Below are 16,988 nucleotides of genomic sequence, written 5' to 3'. Positions count from 1 at the left end.
CTGCCATGACCCCGCGACACGGTCAGCCCGCCGCAGTCCGCTCCGGCCGCCGTAGCGGTACGAACCCCGCCGCGGCACCCACGCACGCGGCCCCCGCCAGCACCAGCTCGCAGACCCACAGTGCCTCCCCCGACGCGTGCGGCCCAGGCACCGCAAGGCGGTTGAGGTAGAGCGTGCCGACCGTCGCGACACCGATGACCTGGCCCAGCTGCGTCACGGTGACCAGGACGCCACTGGCGTCGGCGGCGTCCTGCGGCCGTACGTTCGCCAGGGCACCCGCGAGGTTCGGGCTGAACGCGAGCGCCATGCCCGCTCCCATGAGCAGGAAACCCGCGTACAGCACGGCGCCCCCGCCTCCACCGCTCCGCAGCGCGAGCCCGACGAGCGCGGCACCGGCCGCCATCAGGACGAACCCGCCGGGGACCAGCGCCCTCCGGAGTCCGGCGGGCCACCGGCGCCAGGTCAGCCCGGCCGCGCCGAAGACCACCGCGGTCGGCGCGCACATCAGCCCCGAGCGCAGCGCCGAGTATCCGAGACCACCCTGGAGGTGCAGGGTCAGCGTGAAGAGGAAGCCCGCGTTGGCGGCCATCACCAGCAGGATGCGCAGGGCGGCCAGGGAGATTCCGGGCAACCGGAGCACACGGGGCGCGATCAGGGGCGCACCGCCGCGCGCGGCGAGCCTCGTCTCGTACAGCACGAAGCCGGTGAGGACCGCAGCGCAGGCGAGCAGGCTGATCCAGGTCCAGTCCGGCCAGCCCAGCTCCTGGCCGAGCACCAGCGGGACGGTCAGCAGGGTGACCCCCACGGCGAGCACGGCGAGCCCCACCGGGTCGAAGCCGCGCGCCCGCGCCTCCTGCCTGGCCCGCCCGGTACGGGGTTCGCCCGGCAGCACCCGGACGCCGAGCCACAGCAGGGCCAGCCCGATCGGCACGTTGACCAGGAAGACCGGCCGCCAGCCCGCTCCGAACAGGTCGGCGCTCACCAGCACCCCGCCGACCACCTGTCCCGCCGCTGCCCCAACGGCCAGAACGGCGCTGTAGGCACCGATCGCGCGGACCCTGGCCGCCCCGGTGAAGTGCTGCTGGATCAGGCTGAGCACCTGCGGGATCATCACCGCGGCGCCCGCCCCCTGAACCACCCGGAAGGCGATCAACTGGCCCTCCCCCGAAGCCAGTCCGCAGGCCAGCGAGGCCGCGGTGAACACCGCGAGCCCGGCCAGATGCGCGCGGCCGTGCCCGAACACTCCCCCGAGCCGGGCGCCGGCGACGAGCAGGACGGCGTACGAGATGGTGTATCCGGCCACGACGAGCTGCAATCCGGCGGCGGAGGCGCCGAGTTCGGCGCGGATGGTCGGGGCGGCGACATTCACGATGAAGAGATCGAGCATGGCCATGAACTGGGCCGTCAGCACGACGGCGAGCAGCCGGCCGGGTCCCTTGTCAGTGGTGGGGTCTTTACTGGTGACGGAACGTGAGGCCGTCGTCTCGGATGTCGCGGTCATGGCCTCAAGGCTGGTGCCGGACCCATACGGGTAACGAGAGCCCGTTGATGCTGGTACTGGCAGCACCTGGCAACACCCGGGTGAAGCACCGACGATGGGGGGCGTGACGACGGTGACGACACAACAGCACACACGAGGGGACGCCCGGGGCGGGCGCGGCCCGGACGGACACGGACCGGCGCCCGGCCGGCGGCCCGAGCTCGCCGCCTTCCTCCGCAGCCGCCGGGCACGCGTGACCCCGGCCGACGTGGGCATGCCCCCGGGGCTGCGGCGACGCACGCCGGGGCTCCGCCGCGAGGAGGTGGCCCAGCTCTCCGGCGTCGGCGTCACCTGGTACACCTGGCTGGAACAGGGCCGCCCGATCAACGCGTCCCCGCAGGTCCTGGACGCTGTGGCGCGGACGCTGCGGCTGGACCCGCCCGAGCGCGAGCACCTCTACCAACTGGCCGGGGTCGCCTTCATGCCGGGCCGGGAGTCCGACACGCTGGAGGTCGGCGAGGAGATCCAGGGCATCATCGACGCGCTCGACCCGCATCCGGCGGTCGTCTACAACGCGCGCTACGACGTGCTGGCGACCAACGCCGCCTACCTCGACCTCTTCGGCGTCCCCCACATGGACGAGACCCGGGTGCGCAACGTGCTGTGGACGCTGTTCACGACGCCGGAGCGGACCTGCCCGGTCGTCCACCGCACCCAGGAACTGCCCCTGATGGTGGCGACCCTGCGCAGTGGCTACGGGCGCCATGCGGGCGAGCCGGCCTGGGAGTCGTTCATCGAGGCGCTGTCGGCGGCAAGCCCGTACTTCACGAAGCTGTGGCGCAGCGGGGACGTGGTCCCGCCGGGGCGGCGTGTGAAGACCTTCCGGCACTGGGCGGTGACCGGCGACATACGGCTGACGTCGGTCTCCCTGACCGTCAACGGACTGCCCGAGTGCCGGATCGTCGTGTACACACCGGCCGACGAGGACAGCACGGGGCGGCTGGCGACGCTGCGCACGCGCCGTCGGGGGCCATGCGGGGCGGGGGCCCGGGAAGGGGGGCGCGGCAAGCAGAAATCCCGCCCCCTGACCGGGGACGGGATTTCGGATTGTGGAGCTAAGGAGAATTGAACTCCTGACCTCTTGCATGCCATGCAAGCGCTCTACCAACTGAGCTATAGCCCCGCTGTCCGCTGTGTTTCCCGGCGCTTCCGCGCTGCGAACAAGAAGAACTCTAGCCTGTGACCAGCCGGAAAGTGAAATCCGGCCGCGGCCTCCCGGAGGCGGCCCGGGGAGGACCGGTCAGGCGTCGTCGCCGAGCACCGGCTGAGGCAGGGTGCCCGCGTTGTGCTCCAGCAGACGCCAGCCGCGGGCGCCTTCGCCCAGCACGGACCAGCAGCAGTTGGAGAGCCCGCCGAGCCCTTCCCAGTGGTGCGCCTCCAGGCCCAGCAGCCGGCCGATGGTGGTCCGGATGGTGCCGCCGTGGCTGACGACGACGAGCGTGCCGTCGTCGGGCAGTTTGTCGGCGTGCGCGAGCACCACGGGGGCGGCCCGGTCGGCGACCTCGGTCTCCAGCTCGCCGCCGCCGCGCCGCACGGGCTCGCCGCGCTTCCAGGCGGCGTACTGCTCGCCGTAGCGCTCCACGATCTCCTCGTGGGTCAGGCCCTGCCAGGCGCCCGCATAGGTCTCACGCAGCCCCGGGTCGTACGTGACGTCGAGCCCGGTGACCGCGGCGAGCTCGGCGGCCGTGGCCGCGGCCCGCCGCAGGTCGGAGGCCACGATCGTGTCCGGCTTCAGCGAGGCGAGCAGCCGGGCGGCCCGCCGGGCCTGGGCGAAGCCGGACTCGGTGAGATCGATGTCCGTCGAGCCCTGGAAGCGGCGCTCCAGGTTCCACGCGGTCCGGCCGTGCCGCCAGAGGACGATCCTGCGGCCCCTGCCGCTTCTGCTGCCGTTCAGTGCTGATCCCCTTCCGTGCCGCCGTTGAGCTCCGCGTGCTCAGCAGCCTTGCCGCGGGTCTTCACCGCGTCCTCGGGCAGAGCGATCTCGGGGCAGTCCTTCCAGAGCCGCTCCAGCGCGTAGAAGACGCGCTCCTCGCTGTGCTGGACGTGGATGACGATGTCGACGTAGTCGAGGAGGATCCACCGGGCGTCGCGGTCGCCCTCGCGGCGGACCGGCTTGGCGCCGAGCTCCTTCTGGAGCCGCTCCTCGATCTCGTCGACGATCGACTTGACCTGGCGGTCGTTGGGGGCCGAGGCCAGCAGGAATGCGTCGGTGATCGACAGCACATCGCTGACGTCGTACGCGATGATGTCGTGCGCGAGCCGGTCGGCGGCCGCCTGGGCGGCGGCGTTGATGAGCTCGATGGAGCGGTCCGTGGCGGTCACAAGCAGGCTTTCGTCGTCGGTCGGATAGACCCCTAGGGTCTCACGGGGAACCGACAGTCCACGCAGTCGTATTCCGGGGAGGCCCGGGAGCCTCTCGCGGGGAGGGCCGGGGCCGGGCGGCCCCGGCCCTCCCCGCCCCGGCTACTCGGCCTTGGCCTTGACCTTGTAGTCCTGGCCGAGGAGGACGGACACGTCCGCGTTCCCGGCCGGCTTGCCCTTCTGCACCGTGCTCGTCGGCAGTCCGAGGGTCTTGGCGACCTCGGTCGCCTTCTCCTTGTCCGCCGCCTCCGCGTAGACGACCTGCGAGGTGGCCACCGCGTCGGCCGTCCCGCCGTTGACGAAGGCGAAGCCGCCGTTGACCAGCTTGCCCCGGGCGGACTCGGTACCGCCGGTGTCACCGGTGGCGTTCTTGATCCCGACCCGGACCACCCCGTCCGCGGAAGGCGCCTTGACCGCGCCGCCCAGGATGTCCTTGACGACGCTCTCCGTGGCCGCGTCGGTGAGGGTGCCGTCGTCCTGGACCGGCAGCACCGCCGTCTTGTAGGCGCCGATCTTGGCGTGTTCGGCGAGCTTCGCCAGCGAGGCCCCGAGGTCCTTCTCGGGCAGCGACGGGTCCAGGATCTGGGCCAGCGTCTGCACGGTGACCGTCGCGGCCTTCGGGTCGTCGGACAGCTTCCGCAGCACCCCGCGTATGACCTGCCCGAACCGCGTCAGCTGCTTGGTCTCGGCCTCGTCGGGACCGCGGTACGTGGCGTAGGCGACGGCCATCGTGCCGCTGAGGGTCTGCCCCTCCCCCTTCTCCACCAGGTCGCCCTCGCCCTTCTTGGCACCCGGCACAGCGGTGTCGGTGTCGACCTCGATGTTGCCCACCAGATCGACGAGGTTCTCCAGGTACGGGGTGTCGAGCCGCCAGGTGCCGCTGATGTCGGTGCCGAGCAGCGTGTCCAGGGACTCCCGGGTCCCGGACGTGCCGTCGTCGTCCACCGACTTGCCGAGCGTGGTGGTGGTCCCGTCCTCGTCGGAGACGGCGAGGGAGTTGGGGAGCAGGACGGTGGTCCCCTGCTTGGTGGTGACGTTGTCCACGAGCAGGGCGGTGGACGTGCCGCCGCTCTTGGTGTTGTGGAGGTGGACCACGATGACGTCCCGGCGCTGCGGACCGGTCGTCGCGGTGTTCTCCTTCTCCCCTCCCGACATGCCGGGGAGCTTGTCCGCGGACCACAGGTAGCCGACGCCGCCGACCACGGCCAGGGCTGCCACGACGATCAGCGCGACGATCCGGTTGCGGCCCCGGCGGCGCGCCTCCTCGCGGCGCTCGCTGCGGCTCTCGGTGAACTTGAGCCAGTCGATGACGTCTTCGGAGTCCTCGTCGGGCTCCTCGATGAAGGAGAACTGCTCGGTGCGGTAGTCCTGGTCCTGGCCCGCGCGCCGCTGCCCGGGGACGGCCGCCTCGGGCGCCGGCTGCGGTTCGGGCTCCGGAGGGGCCGCCGGAGCCTCGGGGGCGGGCGCGGGGGCCTGCTGCGGGACGCTCCACTGCTGGGTCGTGTCGACAGCGGCGGGCTGCTGCCCGGTGTCGTAGCCGTACCCGTCGTAGCCGTAGCCCTGCTGCGGCGCCTGGTGGTGCTGCGGGGGCGCGTAGGGGTCGTACTGCTGCGGCGGCGGGGCCGGGGGCTGCTGCTGGGCGTACGGGTCGTAGCCGTATCCCTGGCCGCCGCCCTGCGGGGCCTGCTGCGGGGACTGCTGGTACTGCTGATCCTGATCAGGCTGCTGTTGCTGATGAGGCTGCTGCTGGGCGTACGGGTCGTACTGCTGCTGACCCGGCTGCTGGTACACCGGCTGCCCGTACTCGTCGTAGCCGATGATCTGCGGCTGCTGGTAGTACGGGTCGTACGGGTTCTGTCGGTCGTTCACCGGTGCCCCTTTCCGTGGCTCACTCGCCGCGGTACAGCTGGCGCTTGTCGATGTAGCGGACCACACCGTCCGGCACGAGATACCAGACCGGCTCCCCCTGGGCCACCCTCGCGCGGCAGTCCGTCGAGGAGATCGCCAGCGCGGGCACCTCCACCAGGGAGACGCCGCCCTTCGGCAGCCCGTCGTCCGTGAGCACATGACCCGGCCGGGTCACACCGATGAAGTGCGAGAGCGAGAACAGTTCGTCGGCGTCGCGCCAGGTGAGGATCTGGGAGAGCGCGTCGGCGCCGGTGATGAAGAAGAGGTCCGCGTCGCCGTGGACCGCGCGCAGATCCCGCAGGGTGTCGATCGTGTACGTGGGGCCCTTGCGATCGATGTCGCTCCGGCTGACCGAGAACTGGGGGTTCGACGCCGTCGCGATGACCGTCATCAGATAACGGTCCTCCGCCGGGGAGACGTGCTTGTGGCTCTTCTGCCACGGCTGCCCGGTCGGCACGAAGATCACCTCGTCGAGGTGGAACTGGGCGGCCACTTCACTGGCCGCCACCAGGTGTCCATGATGGATCGGGTCGAATGTCCCGCCCATCACGCCGAGTCGGCGTTTTCCGGGGCCGGTAGGCACTTCCTGCTCTCCCATGCGTGCAGAGCCTACTGGCACAGCTGTACGCCTCGGCCTCAGCGGTCGCGGTTGAAGCGCGTGGTGATCCACAGAAGGAGGAGAAGCGCGACAAACGCACCGCCGCCGGTGAGGAGCGGCTGGAGGCTGTTGTGGTTACCGCCGTGCTCCGCGCCCTCGGCGGCGACGGTGACCAGCTGGTGTGCGGTGCTCGTGAGGCTCATCTTCGGCAGGACCTATCGATCGGGAGTCGGGGGAAGACGTCGCGGACATCGTATGCGGGGGCCTCGGGCACGCTCACGCCGACTCAGTCGTTGGTGTCGTCGTTGCGGTATCCGCGCAGCAGGAACCAGGCCAGCAGGGCGGCTCCCACGAGGGAGACGATGAGCACGATACGAATCGTGTTGCCCGGCCCCTGCTCATCGGATGCGGCGGCGAGCAGAGCAACGGTATGCGGCATGTCGGGCGTCTCCTCAGTTATCCACAGCCCCCCGCACACCGTAGCCCCAGCGCCTAGGCTGGGCGGCGTCAGGGGGCGAGCGACGTCTCGTACGAACACAGGGGGCCCATCCATGACCGACAGCAGCCACGAGAACCACGAGCGCGTGCCGAGCAGGCAGCGCAAGCGTTTCCCGGGGATCTCCTCCCGGGCCTACGAGCACCCCGCGGACCGCTCGGCCCTGGTCGCCCTGCGCAAGCTGAGCGGCTTCGACACCGTCTTCAAGGCGCTGAGCGGGCTGCTCCCGGAGCGCAGTCTGCGGCTTCTCTTCCTGTCGGACTCCGTCCGGGTGAGCGACGCCCAGTTCTCGCATCTCAACGACATGCTGCGCGACGCCTGCTACATCCTGGACCTGGAGAAGGTCCCGCCGATGTACGTCAACCAGGACCCCCGGCCCAACGCCATGTGCATCGGGCTCGACGAGCCGATCATCGTGGTGACCACCGGGCTGGTGGAGCTGCTCGACGAGGAGGAGATGCGGGCGGTCGTCGGCCACGAGGTCGGGCACGCCCTCTCCGGCCACGCCGTGTACCGCACGATCCTGCTCTTCCTCACCAGCCTGGCGCTCAAGGTGGCGTGGATTCCGCTGGGCAACGTCGCGATCATGGCGATCGTGACGGCGCTGCGCGAGTGGTTCCGCAAGTCGGAGCTGTCGGCGGACCGGGCCGGGCTGCTGGTCGGGCAGGACTCGCAGGCGTCGATGCGCGGCCTGATGAAGATCGCCGGCGGCAACCACCTCCACGAGATGAACGTGGACGCCTTCCTCGCCCAGGCCGACGAGTACGAGAAGGCCGGCGACCTGCGCGATTCCGTCCTGAAGATCCTCAACGTGCTGCCGCGCTCGCACCCCTTCACCACGGTCCGCGCGGCGGAGCTGAAGAAGTGGTCCGAGACCCGCGACTACCAGCGGATCATGGACGGCCACTACCCGCGGCGTGACGAGGACAAGGACACCTCGGTGACGGACTCGTTCAAGGAGTCCGCCTCGCACTACGCCGATTCGGTGCGCAACAGCAAGGACCCGCTGATGAAGCTGGTCGGCGACATAGCCGGTGGCGCCGGGGACCTGGGCGGGAAGCTGCGGGACAAGTTCACCGGCGGGGGCGGCGGCGCCAAGGGCGGTGCTACGGGCGGCCCCGCGCCGTCGTCGGAGACGGAGGGCCCGGAGGACTCCCAGGGGCCCGGGACGGCAGGGAGCTGACCTCCAGCGTCCCGCAGAGCGCGGCCACGGGCCGGCCCGTGGCGTACGGGTCGGTGCCCGCCGGACCCCGGGAGGCCGCCCGCTCGCCCGCGAGCAGGGGGCGCAGCGCGGCCGCGGTGTCGGCGGGGCAGGACTGCGGTCCCGCCTGGAGGTAGCTGGTCAGCACCTCCAGGCGGTGCAGCCGCAGATCCTCCCGGTCGAACCGGAAGCGCAGCTCCCGCCGCACGGTGAACAGCGAGGCGCCGCCCTCCTGCCGAGGCCCGGAGACGGCGGGGCGCAGCGCGTACGTGAAGGTGTGGTCGGAGACCACTTCCAGGGTGTCGGTCCCCGTCTGGGCGTAGCGCAGGGTGCCCCGGACCCGGACCTCGGGGTCCGGGGTGACCTTGGCCGGGTCGAAGCGGACGAGCCAGCCGGTCGCGGCGTGCTGCCCGTCGTCGTAGGGCTCGGAGACACTGCGGTCGAACTGCTCCATCTGGTCGGGGTCGAGCAGCGCCTCCACGGGGCGCACCGCGTTCCCGCTGAGCACGTCGGGGTCGAGCGAGGAGGCGACCAGGTAGTCCTTGGCGGTGGCCAGGGCGGCGGTGACCTGGTTCTCGGAGAAGTCGGCCGTGCCCCGGGCGGCCGGGGGGTTGATGCCGTCCCTGCCCTTCGGGTATTCGGCGGCGGGGCTGCTCGCGAAGAGGGCGGCCGGGGTGCCGGCGGGGACGGTGCCGCGGGGGGCGAGGGGGACGACGGTCATCCGCAGCGGTTCGGCCCGCCGGCCGGCCGGGCTCTCGTAGGGGTGGCGCAGGCCCATGAAGACGGCGGTGCCGAAGGCCATGGCGATCAGGATCATCAGGGCGAGCGCGAGCCGGGAGCCGTTGCGAAAGGACCGCCCGCGCAGGCTGCGGACGGCGCGGGCGTGCTCGCCCATGCGTTCCTGGGCGGAGAATTCCTGCAGCCGGGCGGCTCGCACGAAGGACTCGTCGAAGACGAGTGAGCCGTATTCGTCGTCCTGACCGCTCGCGCCGTTCTCCGCCGGGCCATCGGGTGGGTCTCCGCGGTGTGCCATGACTTCTCCCGACTCCGTGAGAAGTCCCCTCGTCGAGCGCGTGAGGGGTCATACATTCAGGGTGGGTCGATCACGACGACCGTAAACGCGACGACAGCCGGCAACCACCGGAGAGTCTCGCCGGGGGGACGCGGGGATCAGGGGGTGCGCGGGACGGCGGAGACCATCGGGCGGGAGTGGCCGTCCGCGTCGGAGGGGGCGGAGGTGGCTCCCGGGGCGCTGTCCACGCCGGTGGTGGCGGGCGGCGGGGCGGGGTCCTGGCGGTCGCCGGAGGTGTTGCGGTAGACGGCGCTGAAGGCGAGGGCGACCATGCCGACGCCCATCAGGACGGCGAGCAGCCAGGCGATCGGCCGGTGCCAGCGGGCGGCACCCCGGTAAGGGCGCAGGGAGCCGCCGTGGCGGCCGTAGGGCCCGTCGTCGTAGGCGCCGTCCTCGTCCGCGTCGAGCCGGTCGTCGTAGCCGTACGGGCCGCCGTGGCCGCGCGGCCCGTAGCCGTCGTCGTACAGCTCGTCGTCCGGGGGGCCGCCGCGGGCGCCGGCGCGCCGGGCATCGGCCTCGGCACGCGCTTCGGCGGCCGCCAACAGCCGCTCGACGGCGGTCGGTTCGTGGAACTCGGCGGCCCGTACGAAGTCCTCGTCGAACACCACGGAGGCGAAGTCCTCGTCCGCGCCTCCGCGGTCGTCGTCGGGCTCCCAGCCGTTCGGATACGGCTTGCCCCCCACGTCGTCCGGCACGACTTCAGACTAGCCCCGGCGGAGCGCTTTGGGCAGGGAGACGGCGCATTCGCGCCTCACGGGCTCACCTCGCGTGGCCGTCGCCGGTCACGATGTACTTCGTGGAGGTCAGCTCCGGCAGCCCCATCGGGCCCCTGGCGTGCAGTTTCTGTGTGGAGATGCCGATCTCGGCGCCGAAACCGAACTGGCCTCCGTCGGTGAAGCGCGTCGAGGCATTGACGGCGACCGTGGTCGAATCCACCAACTGGGTGAAGCGGCGGGCCGCGGCCTGCGAGGTGGTCACGATCGCCTCGGTGTGCCCGGAGGACCAGAGCCGGATGTGCGCCACGGCCGCGTCCAGCGACTCCACGACGGCCGCCGCGATGTCGTACGAGAGGTACTCGGTCTCCCAGTCCTCCGGCGTCGCCGCCACCACGGTGGCCTTGGAACCCTCGGCGTACTCCAGCACCCTTTCGTCACCGTGCACGGTCACGCCGGCCTCGGCCAGGGCGTCCAGGGCGCGCGGCAGGAAGGCGTCGGCGATGTCCTTGTGGACGAGGAGGGTCTCGGCGGCGTTGCAGACGCTGGGGCGCTGGGCCTTGGAGTTGACCAGGATCTCGACGGCCATGTCGAGGTCGGTCCGCGCGTCCACGTACACGTGGCAGTTGCCGGTGCCGGTCTCGATGACGGGGACGGTGGACTCCTCGACCACCGTGCGGATCAGCGAGGCGCCGCCGCGCGGGATGAGGACGTCGACCAGTCCTCGCGCGCGCATCAGCTCCCGCACGGAGTCGCGGTTCTCACCGGGCACCAGCTGCACCGCGTCGGCCGGGAGGCCGGAGCCGCCGACCGCGTCGCGCAGCACCCGCACCAGGGCGGTGTTCGAGGCGAAGGCGGAGGACGAGCCGCGCAGCAGGACGGCGTTGCCCGACTTCAGGCAGAGGGCCGCGGCGTCCACCGTCACATTGGGCCGGGCCTCGTAGATGATCCCGACGACGCCGAGCGGCACCCGGACCTGGCGCAGGTCGATGCCGTTGGGCAGGGTCGAGCCGCGCACGACCTCGCCGACCGGGTCGGGCAGCGCGGCGACGTCCCGTACGTCGGCGGCGATGGCGCGGATGCGCTCCGGGGTGAGGGTCAGCCGGTCGACGACCGATTCGCTGGTCCCCGCCTCACGGGCGCGCGCCACGTCCTCGGCGTTGGCCTGGAGGATGTCGCTCGTCCGTACTTCGAGCGCGTCAGCGATCGCCAGCAGCGCGTCGTCCTTCGCCGCGCGCGGAAGTGGCGCGATGTCGGCGGCTGCGGAGCGGGCCCGGTAGGCGGCCTGGGCCACCGGAGACATGTTGTCGTACGGCGAAAGCGTGGTCATGCCCGCAGAGTAGTGCGCACGCTGCGGGCATTCCTCACGTATCCCGTGATGCGAGACGGCCGTCCCGAGACGGCCGCCGCGTCAGTACGGGTGGACGCCGACCGGGGCGGCCGGGGGCGGTCCGTATCCCTCGGCGACGCGCTGGTGGTAGGTCTCGCGGTCGATGACTTCGAGGCCGACGATCACCCAGGGCGGCAGGCCGGCGCTGGAGCGGTGCTCGCCCCACAGCCGCAGGGCCACCGCCGCCGCGTCGTGCAGGTCGCGGGCCTCCTCCCAGTAGCGGATCTCCGCGTGGTCGTTGGCATAGCGGCTGGTCAGCAGGAACGGGTGGTCGTGCGCGAGCTGTTCGAGGCCGCGTCTGACCTCCTTCAGCGGGAACTCCGTCCCGGAGACGCAGAGCGTGACGTGCCACAGCTTCGACTGGGTGTGCTCCTGGCCGGCCGGTGTCGGCTCCGGCCGGGCGGTGTGCTCGTCCCTCCGGTCCGCGGGCCCGCTCCCCTCGAAGCCGGTCCCCGCTCCCACGCTGGTCAGGGTGCGGCCACCCGTTCCTCGGGGCGGCGCCCCCGGGCGCGCTCGTCTCACCGGCGGCCTCCTGTGATGTGTTGCTTTGCTGTACCCCGCAGTTTCCCTGCTACAAAGTGGACCAGCCCGGGGCCCGGTGTGGGGTGGTTTTCGTGAAGCTCTCTGTCCGATGGCTGGACTTTCAGCCGTTTCAGGGGTCCGTCAGGCGTGCAGGACGACGAGATCGTCCCTGTGTACGACCTCGCGTTCGTAGGCGGGGCCGAGGTCCCGGGCGAGGTCGCGGGTGGAGCGGCCGAGGAGTTGCGGGATCTCCTTGGCGTCGAAGTTGACGAGCCCGCGCGCCACCGGCCGGCCGCGCAGATCCCGCAGCTCCACCGGTTCGCCCGCGGTGAACTCGCCCTCGACCGCCGCGATCCCGGCCGGCAGCAGCGAGCTGTGCCGTTCCACGACCGCCTCGACGGCGCCGTCGTCCAGGGTGAGCGAGCCCTGCGGGGTGGAGGCGTGGGCGAGCCAGAGCAGCCGGCCGGCCGAGCGGCGTCCGGTGCGGTGGAAGTAGGTGCCGGTGTCGCGTCCGGCCAGCGCGTCGGCGGCGTGGCTCGCGGAGGTGAGGACGACCGGGATGCCGGCGGCCGTGGCGATCCGGGCGGCCTCCACCTTGGTGACCATGCCGCCGGTGCCGACGCCCGCCTTGCCGGCGCTGCCGATGCTGACGCCCGCCAGGTCTGCGGGGCCGGTGACCTGGGCGATGCGGGTGGTGCCGGGGATGCTCGGGTCGCCGTCGTAGAGGCCGTCCACGTCGGAGAGCAGGACCAGCAGGTCGGCGCGGACGAGGTGGGCGACGAGCGCGGCGAGCCGGTCGTTGTCGCCGAAGCGGATCTCGTCGGTGGCGACGGTGTCGTTCTCGTTGACGACGGGCAGCGCGCCCATGTCCAGGAGCTGGTCGAGGGTGCGGTAGGCGTTGCGGTAGTGGGCGCGGCGGCTGGTGTCGTTGCTGGTCAGCAGGACCTGGCCGACGCGGACGCCGTAGCGGGCGAAGGAAGCGGTGTAGCGGGCGACCAGCAGTCCCTGGCCGACGCTGGCGGCGGCCTGCTGGCGGGCCAGGTCCCTGGGCCTGCGGTGCAGTCCGAGCGGGGCGAGCCCGGCGGCGATGGCGCCGCTGGAGACGAGGACGACCTCCCGCTCGCCGCCGTCGCGGACCTTGGCGAGTACGTCGACGAGGGCGTCGACCCGGTCGGCGTCGAGGCCGCCCGCGGCGGTGGTGAGGGAGGAGGAACCGACCTTGACCACGATCCTGCGGGCTTCCGTGACGCCCTGCCTTGCCCCTGACACCCGCATCCCCCAAGGTTCGCTCGCTGGACCCCGCAATCTACGCGAGAGCGGAAATCGACGCCTTCGCATTCCGTACCGTGGACCCCGCTTCGCCCCTATTCGCCCCGTTCCGTGTCTGTTCGCCCCTGCGGCTCGTTGCAGATGGGGTACCGGTGCCGTCCGAGGGCCCGGCTGATGGGAAGAGGATGTGATCGCATGCGCCGGCTCTCCGTACCCGGGGCCTGGGTGCACGAGCCCGAGGTCATCCCGGACGGCCGCGGCAGCTTCCACGAGTGGTTCAGGGCGGCGGATCTCGGTGCGGCGGCCGGCCACGTGCTGGGGCTCGCGCAGGCCAACTTCTCGTGTTCGCGCCGGGGCACGCTGCGCGGGGTCCACTTCGCGGACGTGCCGCCGGGTCAGGCGAAGTACGTGAAGTGCGTGCGGGGTGCGGTGCTCGACGTGATCGTGGACGTGCGCACCGGCTCGCCCACGTACAAGCGGTGGGAGGGCGTGCGGCTCGACGACACCGATCACCGGGCGGTCTATCTCGCCGAGGGGCTGGGCCACGCCTTCGTGGCGCTGACGGACGACGCGTGCGTCCTCTACCTCTGCTCCGAGGGCTACGCGCCCGAGCGCGAGCACGGCATCGACCCGCTCGATCCGGAACTGGGCATCGAATGGCCCGGGGACGTCGCGCCGCTGCTCTCGCCGAAGGACGCCTCGGCCCCCTCGCTCGCCGAGGCCGAGGAGCGCGGTCTGCTCCCCTCGTACGCCGCCTGCGAGGCGTACTACGCGCGGCTGCGGGCGGGAGGTACCGCGCTCCCCGGGGTCCGGGCCGGCGAGCCCTCGCTCACCTCGCCCCGGCGCTGAGCGGACGTTCGGCGGCGAGCAGCGCGGGGAAGGCCTCGCCGATGGCCGTACGCCAGTCGCGGAGGGGCTCGATCCCGGCGGCGGCGAACCGGTCGTGCGCGAGCACGCTGCAGGCGGGCCGGGGCGCGGGGCGGGCGAAGGCGGCGCTGCTGGTCGGGCGGACGCGGTCCGGGTCGGCGCCCAGCAGCCGGAAGACCTCCCGGGCCAGCCCGTACCAGGTCGTCCCGCCGCCGTTGGTGCCGTGGTAGACGCCCGCCGGGGCGGTGCCGTCGAGCGCGGCCCGGCCGAGGCGGACCAGTTGGGCGGCGAGATCGACGGTCCAGGTGGGCTGCCCGCGCTGGTCGTCCACCACGTCGAGGGTGTCCTTGGCCCCCTCCAGTTTGATCATCGTACGGACGAAGTTGGCGCCGCCCGCGCCGTACAGCCAGGCGGTGCGCACGACGTGGCCGGTGTCGGGCAGGGTTTCGAGGACGGCGCGTTCGCCGGCCAGTTTGGTGCGTCCGTAGGCGCTGCGCGGGGCGGTCGGGGCGTCCTCCGCGTAGGGCAGGACGGCGTCGCCCGCGAACACGTAGTCGGTCGAGACGTGCAGCAGGACGCTGCCGTACTCGCGGCAGGACGCGGCGAGTACGGCGGGGCCGGTGCCGTTGACCCGCAGCGCGGCCTCCTCCTGGCTCTCGGCGTCGTCGACGGCTGTCCAGGCGGCGCAGTTGACGACGACGGCGGGCCGGTGGGCGGCGAACGCCTCGCGGACGCGGGCCGGGTCGGCGATGTCCAGGGCCGCCCGGTCCGCGGCGACGACGGCGGCGTCCTCGCGGGCGAGCGCGGCCGTCAGGTCCCGGCCGAGCATGCCGCCGGCCCCGGTGACCAGCCAGCGGGGGCTCACAGGGCGGCCCTCTCCTTGAGCGGCTCCCACCAGGACCGGTTCTCGCGGTACCAGCGCACGGTCTCGGCGAGGCCGGTGCGAAAGTCCTTGCGGGGCGTGTAGCCCAGCTCCTCGCGGATCTTGGCGCAGTCCACCGAGTAACGCCGGTCGTGGCCCTTGCGGTCCTCGACGTGGGTCACGTCGGTGTCCCAGTCGGCGTCGCACGCCTCCAGGAGCAGCCGGGTGAGTTCCTTGTTGGACAGCTCGGTGCCGCCGCCGATGTTGTAGATCTCACCGGGGCGGCCCTCGGTGCGGACGAGTTCGATGGCCTGGACGTGGTCGTCGATGTGCAGCCAGTCGCGCACATGGGCGCCGTCGCCGTAGAGCGGTACGGGCCGGCCCTCCAGGAGGTTGGTGACGAAGAGCGGGATGACCTTCTCGGGGAAGTGGTGGTGGCCGTAGTTGTTGGAGCAGCGGGTGACCCGCACGTCGAGGCCGTGGGTGCGGTGGTAGGCCAGGGCGATGAGGTCGCTGGAGGCCTTGGACGCGGAGTAGGGGGAGTTGGGCGCGAGGGGTTCGTCCTCGGTCCAGGAGCCCTCGTCGATGGAGCCGTAGACCTCGTCGGTGGAGACGTGGACGAAGGTGGCGATGCCTGCCTCGTGCGCGGCGTGGACCAGGGTGTGGGTGCCGACGACGTTCGTACGGACGAAGGCCGCGCCGCCGTCGATGGAGCGGTCGACGTGGGACTCGGCGGCGAGGTGCACCACCTGGTCGTGCCGGGCCATGAGGCGCGCGGCCAGGCCGGCGTCGCAGATGTCGCCGTGCACGAAGGCGAAGCCGGGGTGGCCGCGGACCTCCGCCAGGTTGGCCGGGTTGCCCGCGTAGGTGAGCTTGTCCAGGACGGTGACGGTGACGTCGCCGGGGCCGTCGGGACCCAGCAGCGTACGGATGTAGTGGGAGCCGATGAAGCCGGCGCCGCCGGTGACGAGGATGCGCGTGGGATCGGTCATGAGGAGATCTGTACCTTGCTGTGGTCGCCGAGGACGAGACGGTGGGCGGACGGGCTGCGGGGCGCGGGGGTCACCTCGACGTCATGGCCGATCAGCGAGGCCTCCACGCGCCGCACCCCGTCGATCGAGGCGCCCCGCAGCACGATGGAGTACTCGATCTCGCTGTCCTCGATCCGGCAGTTCTGGGAGATGGAGGTGAACGGGCCGACATAGGCGTCGCTGATGACCGAGCCGGTCCCGATGATGGCGGGCCCGACGATCCGGCTGCGGGTGACCCGGGCGCCCGGTTCGATCAGCACCCGGCCGATGATCTCGCTCTCGCCGTCGACGTGGGCGCCCTCGGTGCTCGGCTCCACGCTCTCCAGCACGGTCCGGTTGACCTCCAGCATGTCGGTGACGTTGCCGGTGTCCTTCCAGTAGCCCCGGATCGTGGTGGAGCGCACGTCGCACTGCTGGTCGATGAGCCACTGGATGGCGTGAGTGATCTCCAGCTCGCCGCGCCAGGACGGCCGGATCGAGCGGACGGCCTCGTGGACGGCCCGGGTGAAGAGGTAGACACCGACGAGCGCGAGGTCGCTCTTGGGGTACTCGGGCTTCTCCTCCAGGGCCACCACCCTGCCGTCACCGTCCAGCTCCGCGACGCCGAAGGAGGTCGGGTCGGGCACCCGGGTCAGCAGGATCTGGGCGTCGGGCCGGTCCGCCCGGAACCCCTCGACCAGGCCGGCGATCCCGCCGACGATGAAGTTGTCGCCCAGGTACATGACGAAGTCGTCGTCGCCCAGGAAGCGGTGGGCGACCAGGACCGCGTGGGCGAGGCCGAGGGGCTCGGACTGCCGGATGTAGGTGACGTCGATGCCGAAGCGCGAGCCGTCGCCGACCGCCCCGCGGATCTCCTGCTCGGTGTCGCCCACGATGATGCCGACCTCGGTGATTCCGGCTTCCGCGATGGCCTCCAGGCCGTAGAAGAGGACCGGTTTGTTCGCCACCGGGACCAGTTGCTTGGCCGAGGTGTGGGTGATGGGGCGGAGCCGGGTGCCTGCCCCACCGGCGAGTACGAGAGCCTTCACAGTTTCTGCCCCCACGATGAGATGTGGCCGATGAGACGGCGGTCCTGTCGCGGCTGCGACCTACCGGCGACCTTACTGAGATCTATCGCCCTATCCGGGACAAAACGTGATGGGCTCGCTCATCGCCGAC

18 protein-coding genes and 1 tRNA gene are annotated in these 16,988 nt (G+C 71.9%); 3 read left to right on the top strand and 16 right to left on the bottom strand.

What is annotated here, in order from left to right:
• Positions 1 to 22: 22 nt before the first annotated feature.
• On the bottom strand, positions 23 to 1,501 hold the full coding sequence (locus B082_RS0109810; RefSeq protein ID WP_018551626.1) for an MFS transporter: 1,479 nt from the start codon (positions 1,499 to 1,501) through the stop codon (positions 23 to 25).
• A 103-nt stretch (positions 1,502 to 1,604) separates the two neighbouring features.
• Between B082_RS0109810 and B082_RS37420 the strand changes: the two genes are divergently transcribed.
• Positions 1,605 to 2,609, top strand: a complete 1,005-nt coding sequence (locus tag B082_RS37420) for a helix-turn-helix transcriptional regulator (protein ID WP_078622544.1) — start codon at positions 1,605 to 1,607, stop codon at positions 2,607 to 2,609.
• On the opposite strand, the gene B082_RS0109800 is transcribed toward B082_RS37420, so the two are convergent.
• From B082_RS0109800 to B082_RS39440, 7 genes are all read right to left on the bottom strand, one after another.
• Positions 2,591 to 2,663: transfer RNA gene (locus B082_RS0109800), tRNA-Ala, on the bottom strand. The genes B082_RS37420 and B082_RS0109800 overlap by 19 nt on opposite strands.
• A gap of 117 nt (positions 2,664 to 2,780) precedes the next feature.
• On the bottom strand, positions 2,781 to 3,434 hold the full coding sequence (locus B082_RS0109795; protein WP_026249609.1) for a histidine phosphatase family protein: 654 nt from the start codon (positions 3,432 to 3,434) through the stop codon (positions 2,781 to 2,783).
• Positions 3,431 to 3,862: a ribosome silencing factor gene (rsfS, locus tag B082_RS0109790; RefSeq protein WP_018551624.1), complete on the bottom strand. Its 432-nt coding sequence runs from the start codon at positions 3,860 to 3,862 to the stop codon at positions 3,431 to 3,433. Before rsfS ends, B082_RS0109795 begins: the two co-directional genes overlap by 4 nt.
• Before the next feature lie 141 nt (positions 3,863 to 4,003).
• Entirely contained in the window at positions 4,004 to 5,770 is a 1,767-nt protein-coding gene (locus B082_RS0109785; RefSeq protein ID WP_018551623.1) for an LCP family protein, read from the bottom strand.
• Positions 5,771 to 5,789: 19 nt separating this feature from the next.
• On the bottom strand, positions 5,790 to 6,407 hold the full coding sequence (gene nadD / locus B082_RS0109780) for a nicotinate-nucleotide adenylyltransferase (RefSeq protein WP_026249608.1): 618 nt from the start codon (positions 6,405 to 6,407) through the stop codon (positions 5,790 to 5,792).
• Positions 6,408 to 6,445: 38 nt separating this feature from the next.
• A complete protein-coding gene (locus B082_RS39445) occupies positions 6,446 to 6,610 on the bottom strand; it encodes a hypothetical protein (protein ID WP_018551621.1) in 165 nt (54 codons plus the stop codon).
• Positions 6,611 to 6,693: 83 nt separating this feature from the next.
• The gene (locus B082_RS39440; protein WP_018551620.1) at positions 6,694 to 6,846 is read right to left on the bottom strand and encodes a hypothetical protein; all 153 of its coding nucleotides are present in this window, start codon (positions 6,844 to 6,846) and stop codon (positions 6,694 to 6,696) included.
• 112 nt (positions 6,847 to 6,958) lie between these two features.
• On the opposite strand from B082_RS39440, the gene B082_RS0109765 reads away from it, so the two are divergent.
• Complete coding sequence (locus B082_RS0109765; RefSeq protein WP_018551619.1) at positions 6,959 to 8,086, top strand: M48 family metallopeptidase; 1,128 nt, start codon at positions 6,959 to 6,961, stop codon at positions 8,084 to 8,086.
• Here B082_RS0109765 and B082_RS0109760 read toward each other — a convergent pair.
• From B082_RS0109760 to proB, 5 genes are all read right to left on the bottom strand, one after another.
• Positions 8,010 to 9,137 carry a hypothetical protein gene (locus B082_RS0109760; RefSeq protein ID WP_018551618.1) on the bottom strand — a complete coding sequence of 376 codons (1,128 nt, stop codon included), beginning with the start codon at positions 9,135 to 9,137 and terminating at the stop codon, positions 8,010 to 8,012. The genes B082_RS0109765 and B082_RS0109760 overlap by 77 nt on opposite strands.
• Positions 9,138 to 9,274: 137 nt before the next feature.
• On the bottom strand, positions 9,275 to 9,871 hold the full coding sequence (locus B082_RS0109755; protein ID WP_018551617.1) for a hypothetical protein: 597 nt from the start codon (positions 9,869 to 9,871) through the stop codon (positions 9,275 to 9,277).
• 64 nt (positions 9,872 to 9,935) lie between these two features.
• A complete protein-coding gene (locus tag B082_RS0109750; RefSeq protein ID WP_018551616.1) occupies positions 9,936 to 11,219 on the bottom strand; it encodes a glutamate-5-semialdehyde dehydrogenase in 1,284 nt (427 codons plus the stop codon).
• 81 nt (positions 11,220 to 11,300) lie between these two features.
• The gene (locus B082_RS0109745) at positions 11,301 to 11,801 is read right to left on the bottom strand and encodes a hypothetical protein (protein WP_026249607.1); all 501 of its coding nucleotides are present in this window, start codon (positions 11,799 to 11,801) and stop codon (positions 11,301 to 11,303) included.
• A gap of 141 nt (positions 11,802 to 11,942) precedes the next feature.
• Positions 11,943 to 13,028 carry a glutamate 5-kinase gene (proB, locus tag B082_RS0109740; protein WP_018551614.1) on the bottom strand — a complete coding sequence of 362 codons (1,086 nt, stop codon included), beginning with the start codon at positions 13,026 to 13,028 and terminating at the stop codon, positions 11,943 to 11,945.
• Positions 13,029 to 13,265: 237 nt separating this feature from the next.
• Between proB and B082_RS0109735 the strand changes: the two genes are divergently transcribed.
• Complete coding sequence (locus tag B082_RS0109735; protein WP_018551613.1) at positions 13,266 to 13,919, top strand: dTDP-4-dehydrorhamnose 3,5-epimerase family protein; 654 nt, start codon at positions 13,266 to 13,268, stop codon at positions 13,917 to 13,919.
• On the opposite strand, the gene rfbD is transcribed toward B082_RS0109735, so the two are convergent.
• Genes rfbD through B082_RS0109720 form a run of 3 tightly spaced genes read right to left on the bottom strand, consistent with a single transcriptional unit; the run spans position 13,900 to position 16,858 of the window.
• Positions 13,900 to 14,766: a dTDP-4-dehydrorhamnose reductase gene (rfbD, locus tag B082_RS0109730; protein WP_234018138.1), complete on the bottom strand. Its 867-nt coding sequence runs from the start codon at positions 14,764 to 14,766 to the stop codon at positions 13,900 to 13,902. The genes B082_RS0109735 and rfbD overlap by 20 nt on opposite strands.
• Before the next feature lie 32 nt (positions 14,767 to 14,798).
• Entirely contained in the window at positions 14,799 to 15,791 is a 993-nt protein-coding gene (gene rfbB / locus B082_RS0109725; protein ID WP_018551611.1) for a dTDP-glucose 4,6-dehydratase, read from the bottom strand.
• The gene (locus B082_RS0109720) at positions 15,788 to 16,858 is read right to left on the bottom strand and encodes a glucose-1-phosphate thymidylyltransferase (protein ID WP_018551610.1); all 1,071 of its coding nucleotides are present in this window, start codon (positions 16,856 to 16,858) and stop codon (positions 15,788 to 15,790) included. The genes rfbB and B082_RS0109720 overlap by 4 nt, the downstream gene beginning before the upstream one ends.
• Positions 16,859 to 16,988 lie beyond the last annotated feature (130 nt).

Source organism: Streptomyces sp. ATexAB-D23 (assembly GCF_000373645.1).
Taxonomy (GTDB): domain Bacteria; phylum Actinomycetota; class Actinomycetes; order Streptomycetales; family Streptomycetaceae; genus Streptomyces; species Streptomyces castrisilvae.
Note: the sequence above shows the minus strand (reverse complement) of the source record. Positions and strands in the feature narration are given on the sequence as shown.

Bases quoted from the DNA above. Each gene is read 5' to 3' on its own strand.
- B082_RS0109810 (WP_018551626.1), bottom strand. From the start codon at position 1,501: ATGACCGCGACATCCGAGACGACGGCCTCACGTTCCGTCACCAGTAAA.
- nadD (WP_026249608.1), bottom strand. From the start codon at position 6,407: ATGGGAGAGCAGGAAGTGCCTACCGGCCCCGGAAAACGCCGACTCGGC.
- B082_RS39445 (WP_018551621.1), bottom strand. From the start codon at position 6,610: ATGAGCCTCACGAGCACCGCACACCAGCTGGTCACCGTCGCCGCCGAG.
- B082_RS39440 (WP_018551620.1), bottom strand. From the start codon at position 6,846: ATGCCGCATACCGTTGCTCTGCTCGCCGCCGCATCCGATGAGCAGGGG.
- B082_RS0109765 (WP_018551619.1), top strand. From the start codon at position 6,959: ATGACCGACAGCAGCCACGAGAACCACGAGCGCGTGCCGAGCAGGCAG.
- B082_RS0109760 (WP_018551618.1), bottom strand. From the start codon at position 9,137: ATGGCACACCGCGGAGACCCACCCGATGGCCCGGCGGAGAACGGCGCG.
- B082_RS0109750 (WP_018551616.1), bottom strand. From the start codon at position 11,219: ATGACCACGCTTTCGCCGTACGACAACATGTCTCCGGTGGCCCAGGCC.
- B082_RS0109735 (WP_018551613.1), top strand. From the start codon at position 13,266: ATGCGCCGGCTCTCCGTACCCGGGGCCTGGGTGCACGAGCCCGAGGTC.
- rfbD (WP_234018138.1), bottom strand. From the start codon at position 14,766: ATGCTCGGCCGGGACCTGACGGCCGCGCTCGCCCGCGAGGACGCCGCC.
- rfbB (WP_018551611.1), bottom strand. From the start codon at position 15,791: ATGACCGATCCCACGCGCATCCTCGTCACCGGCGGCGCCGGCTTCATC.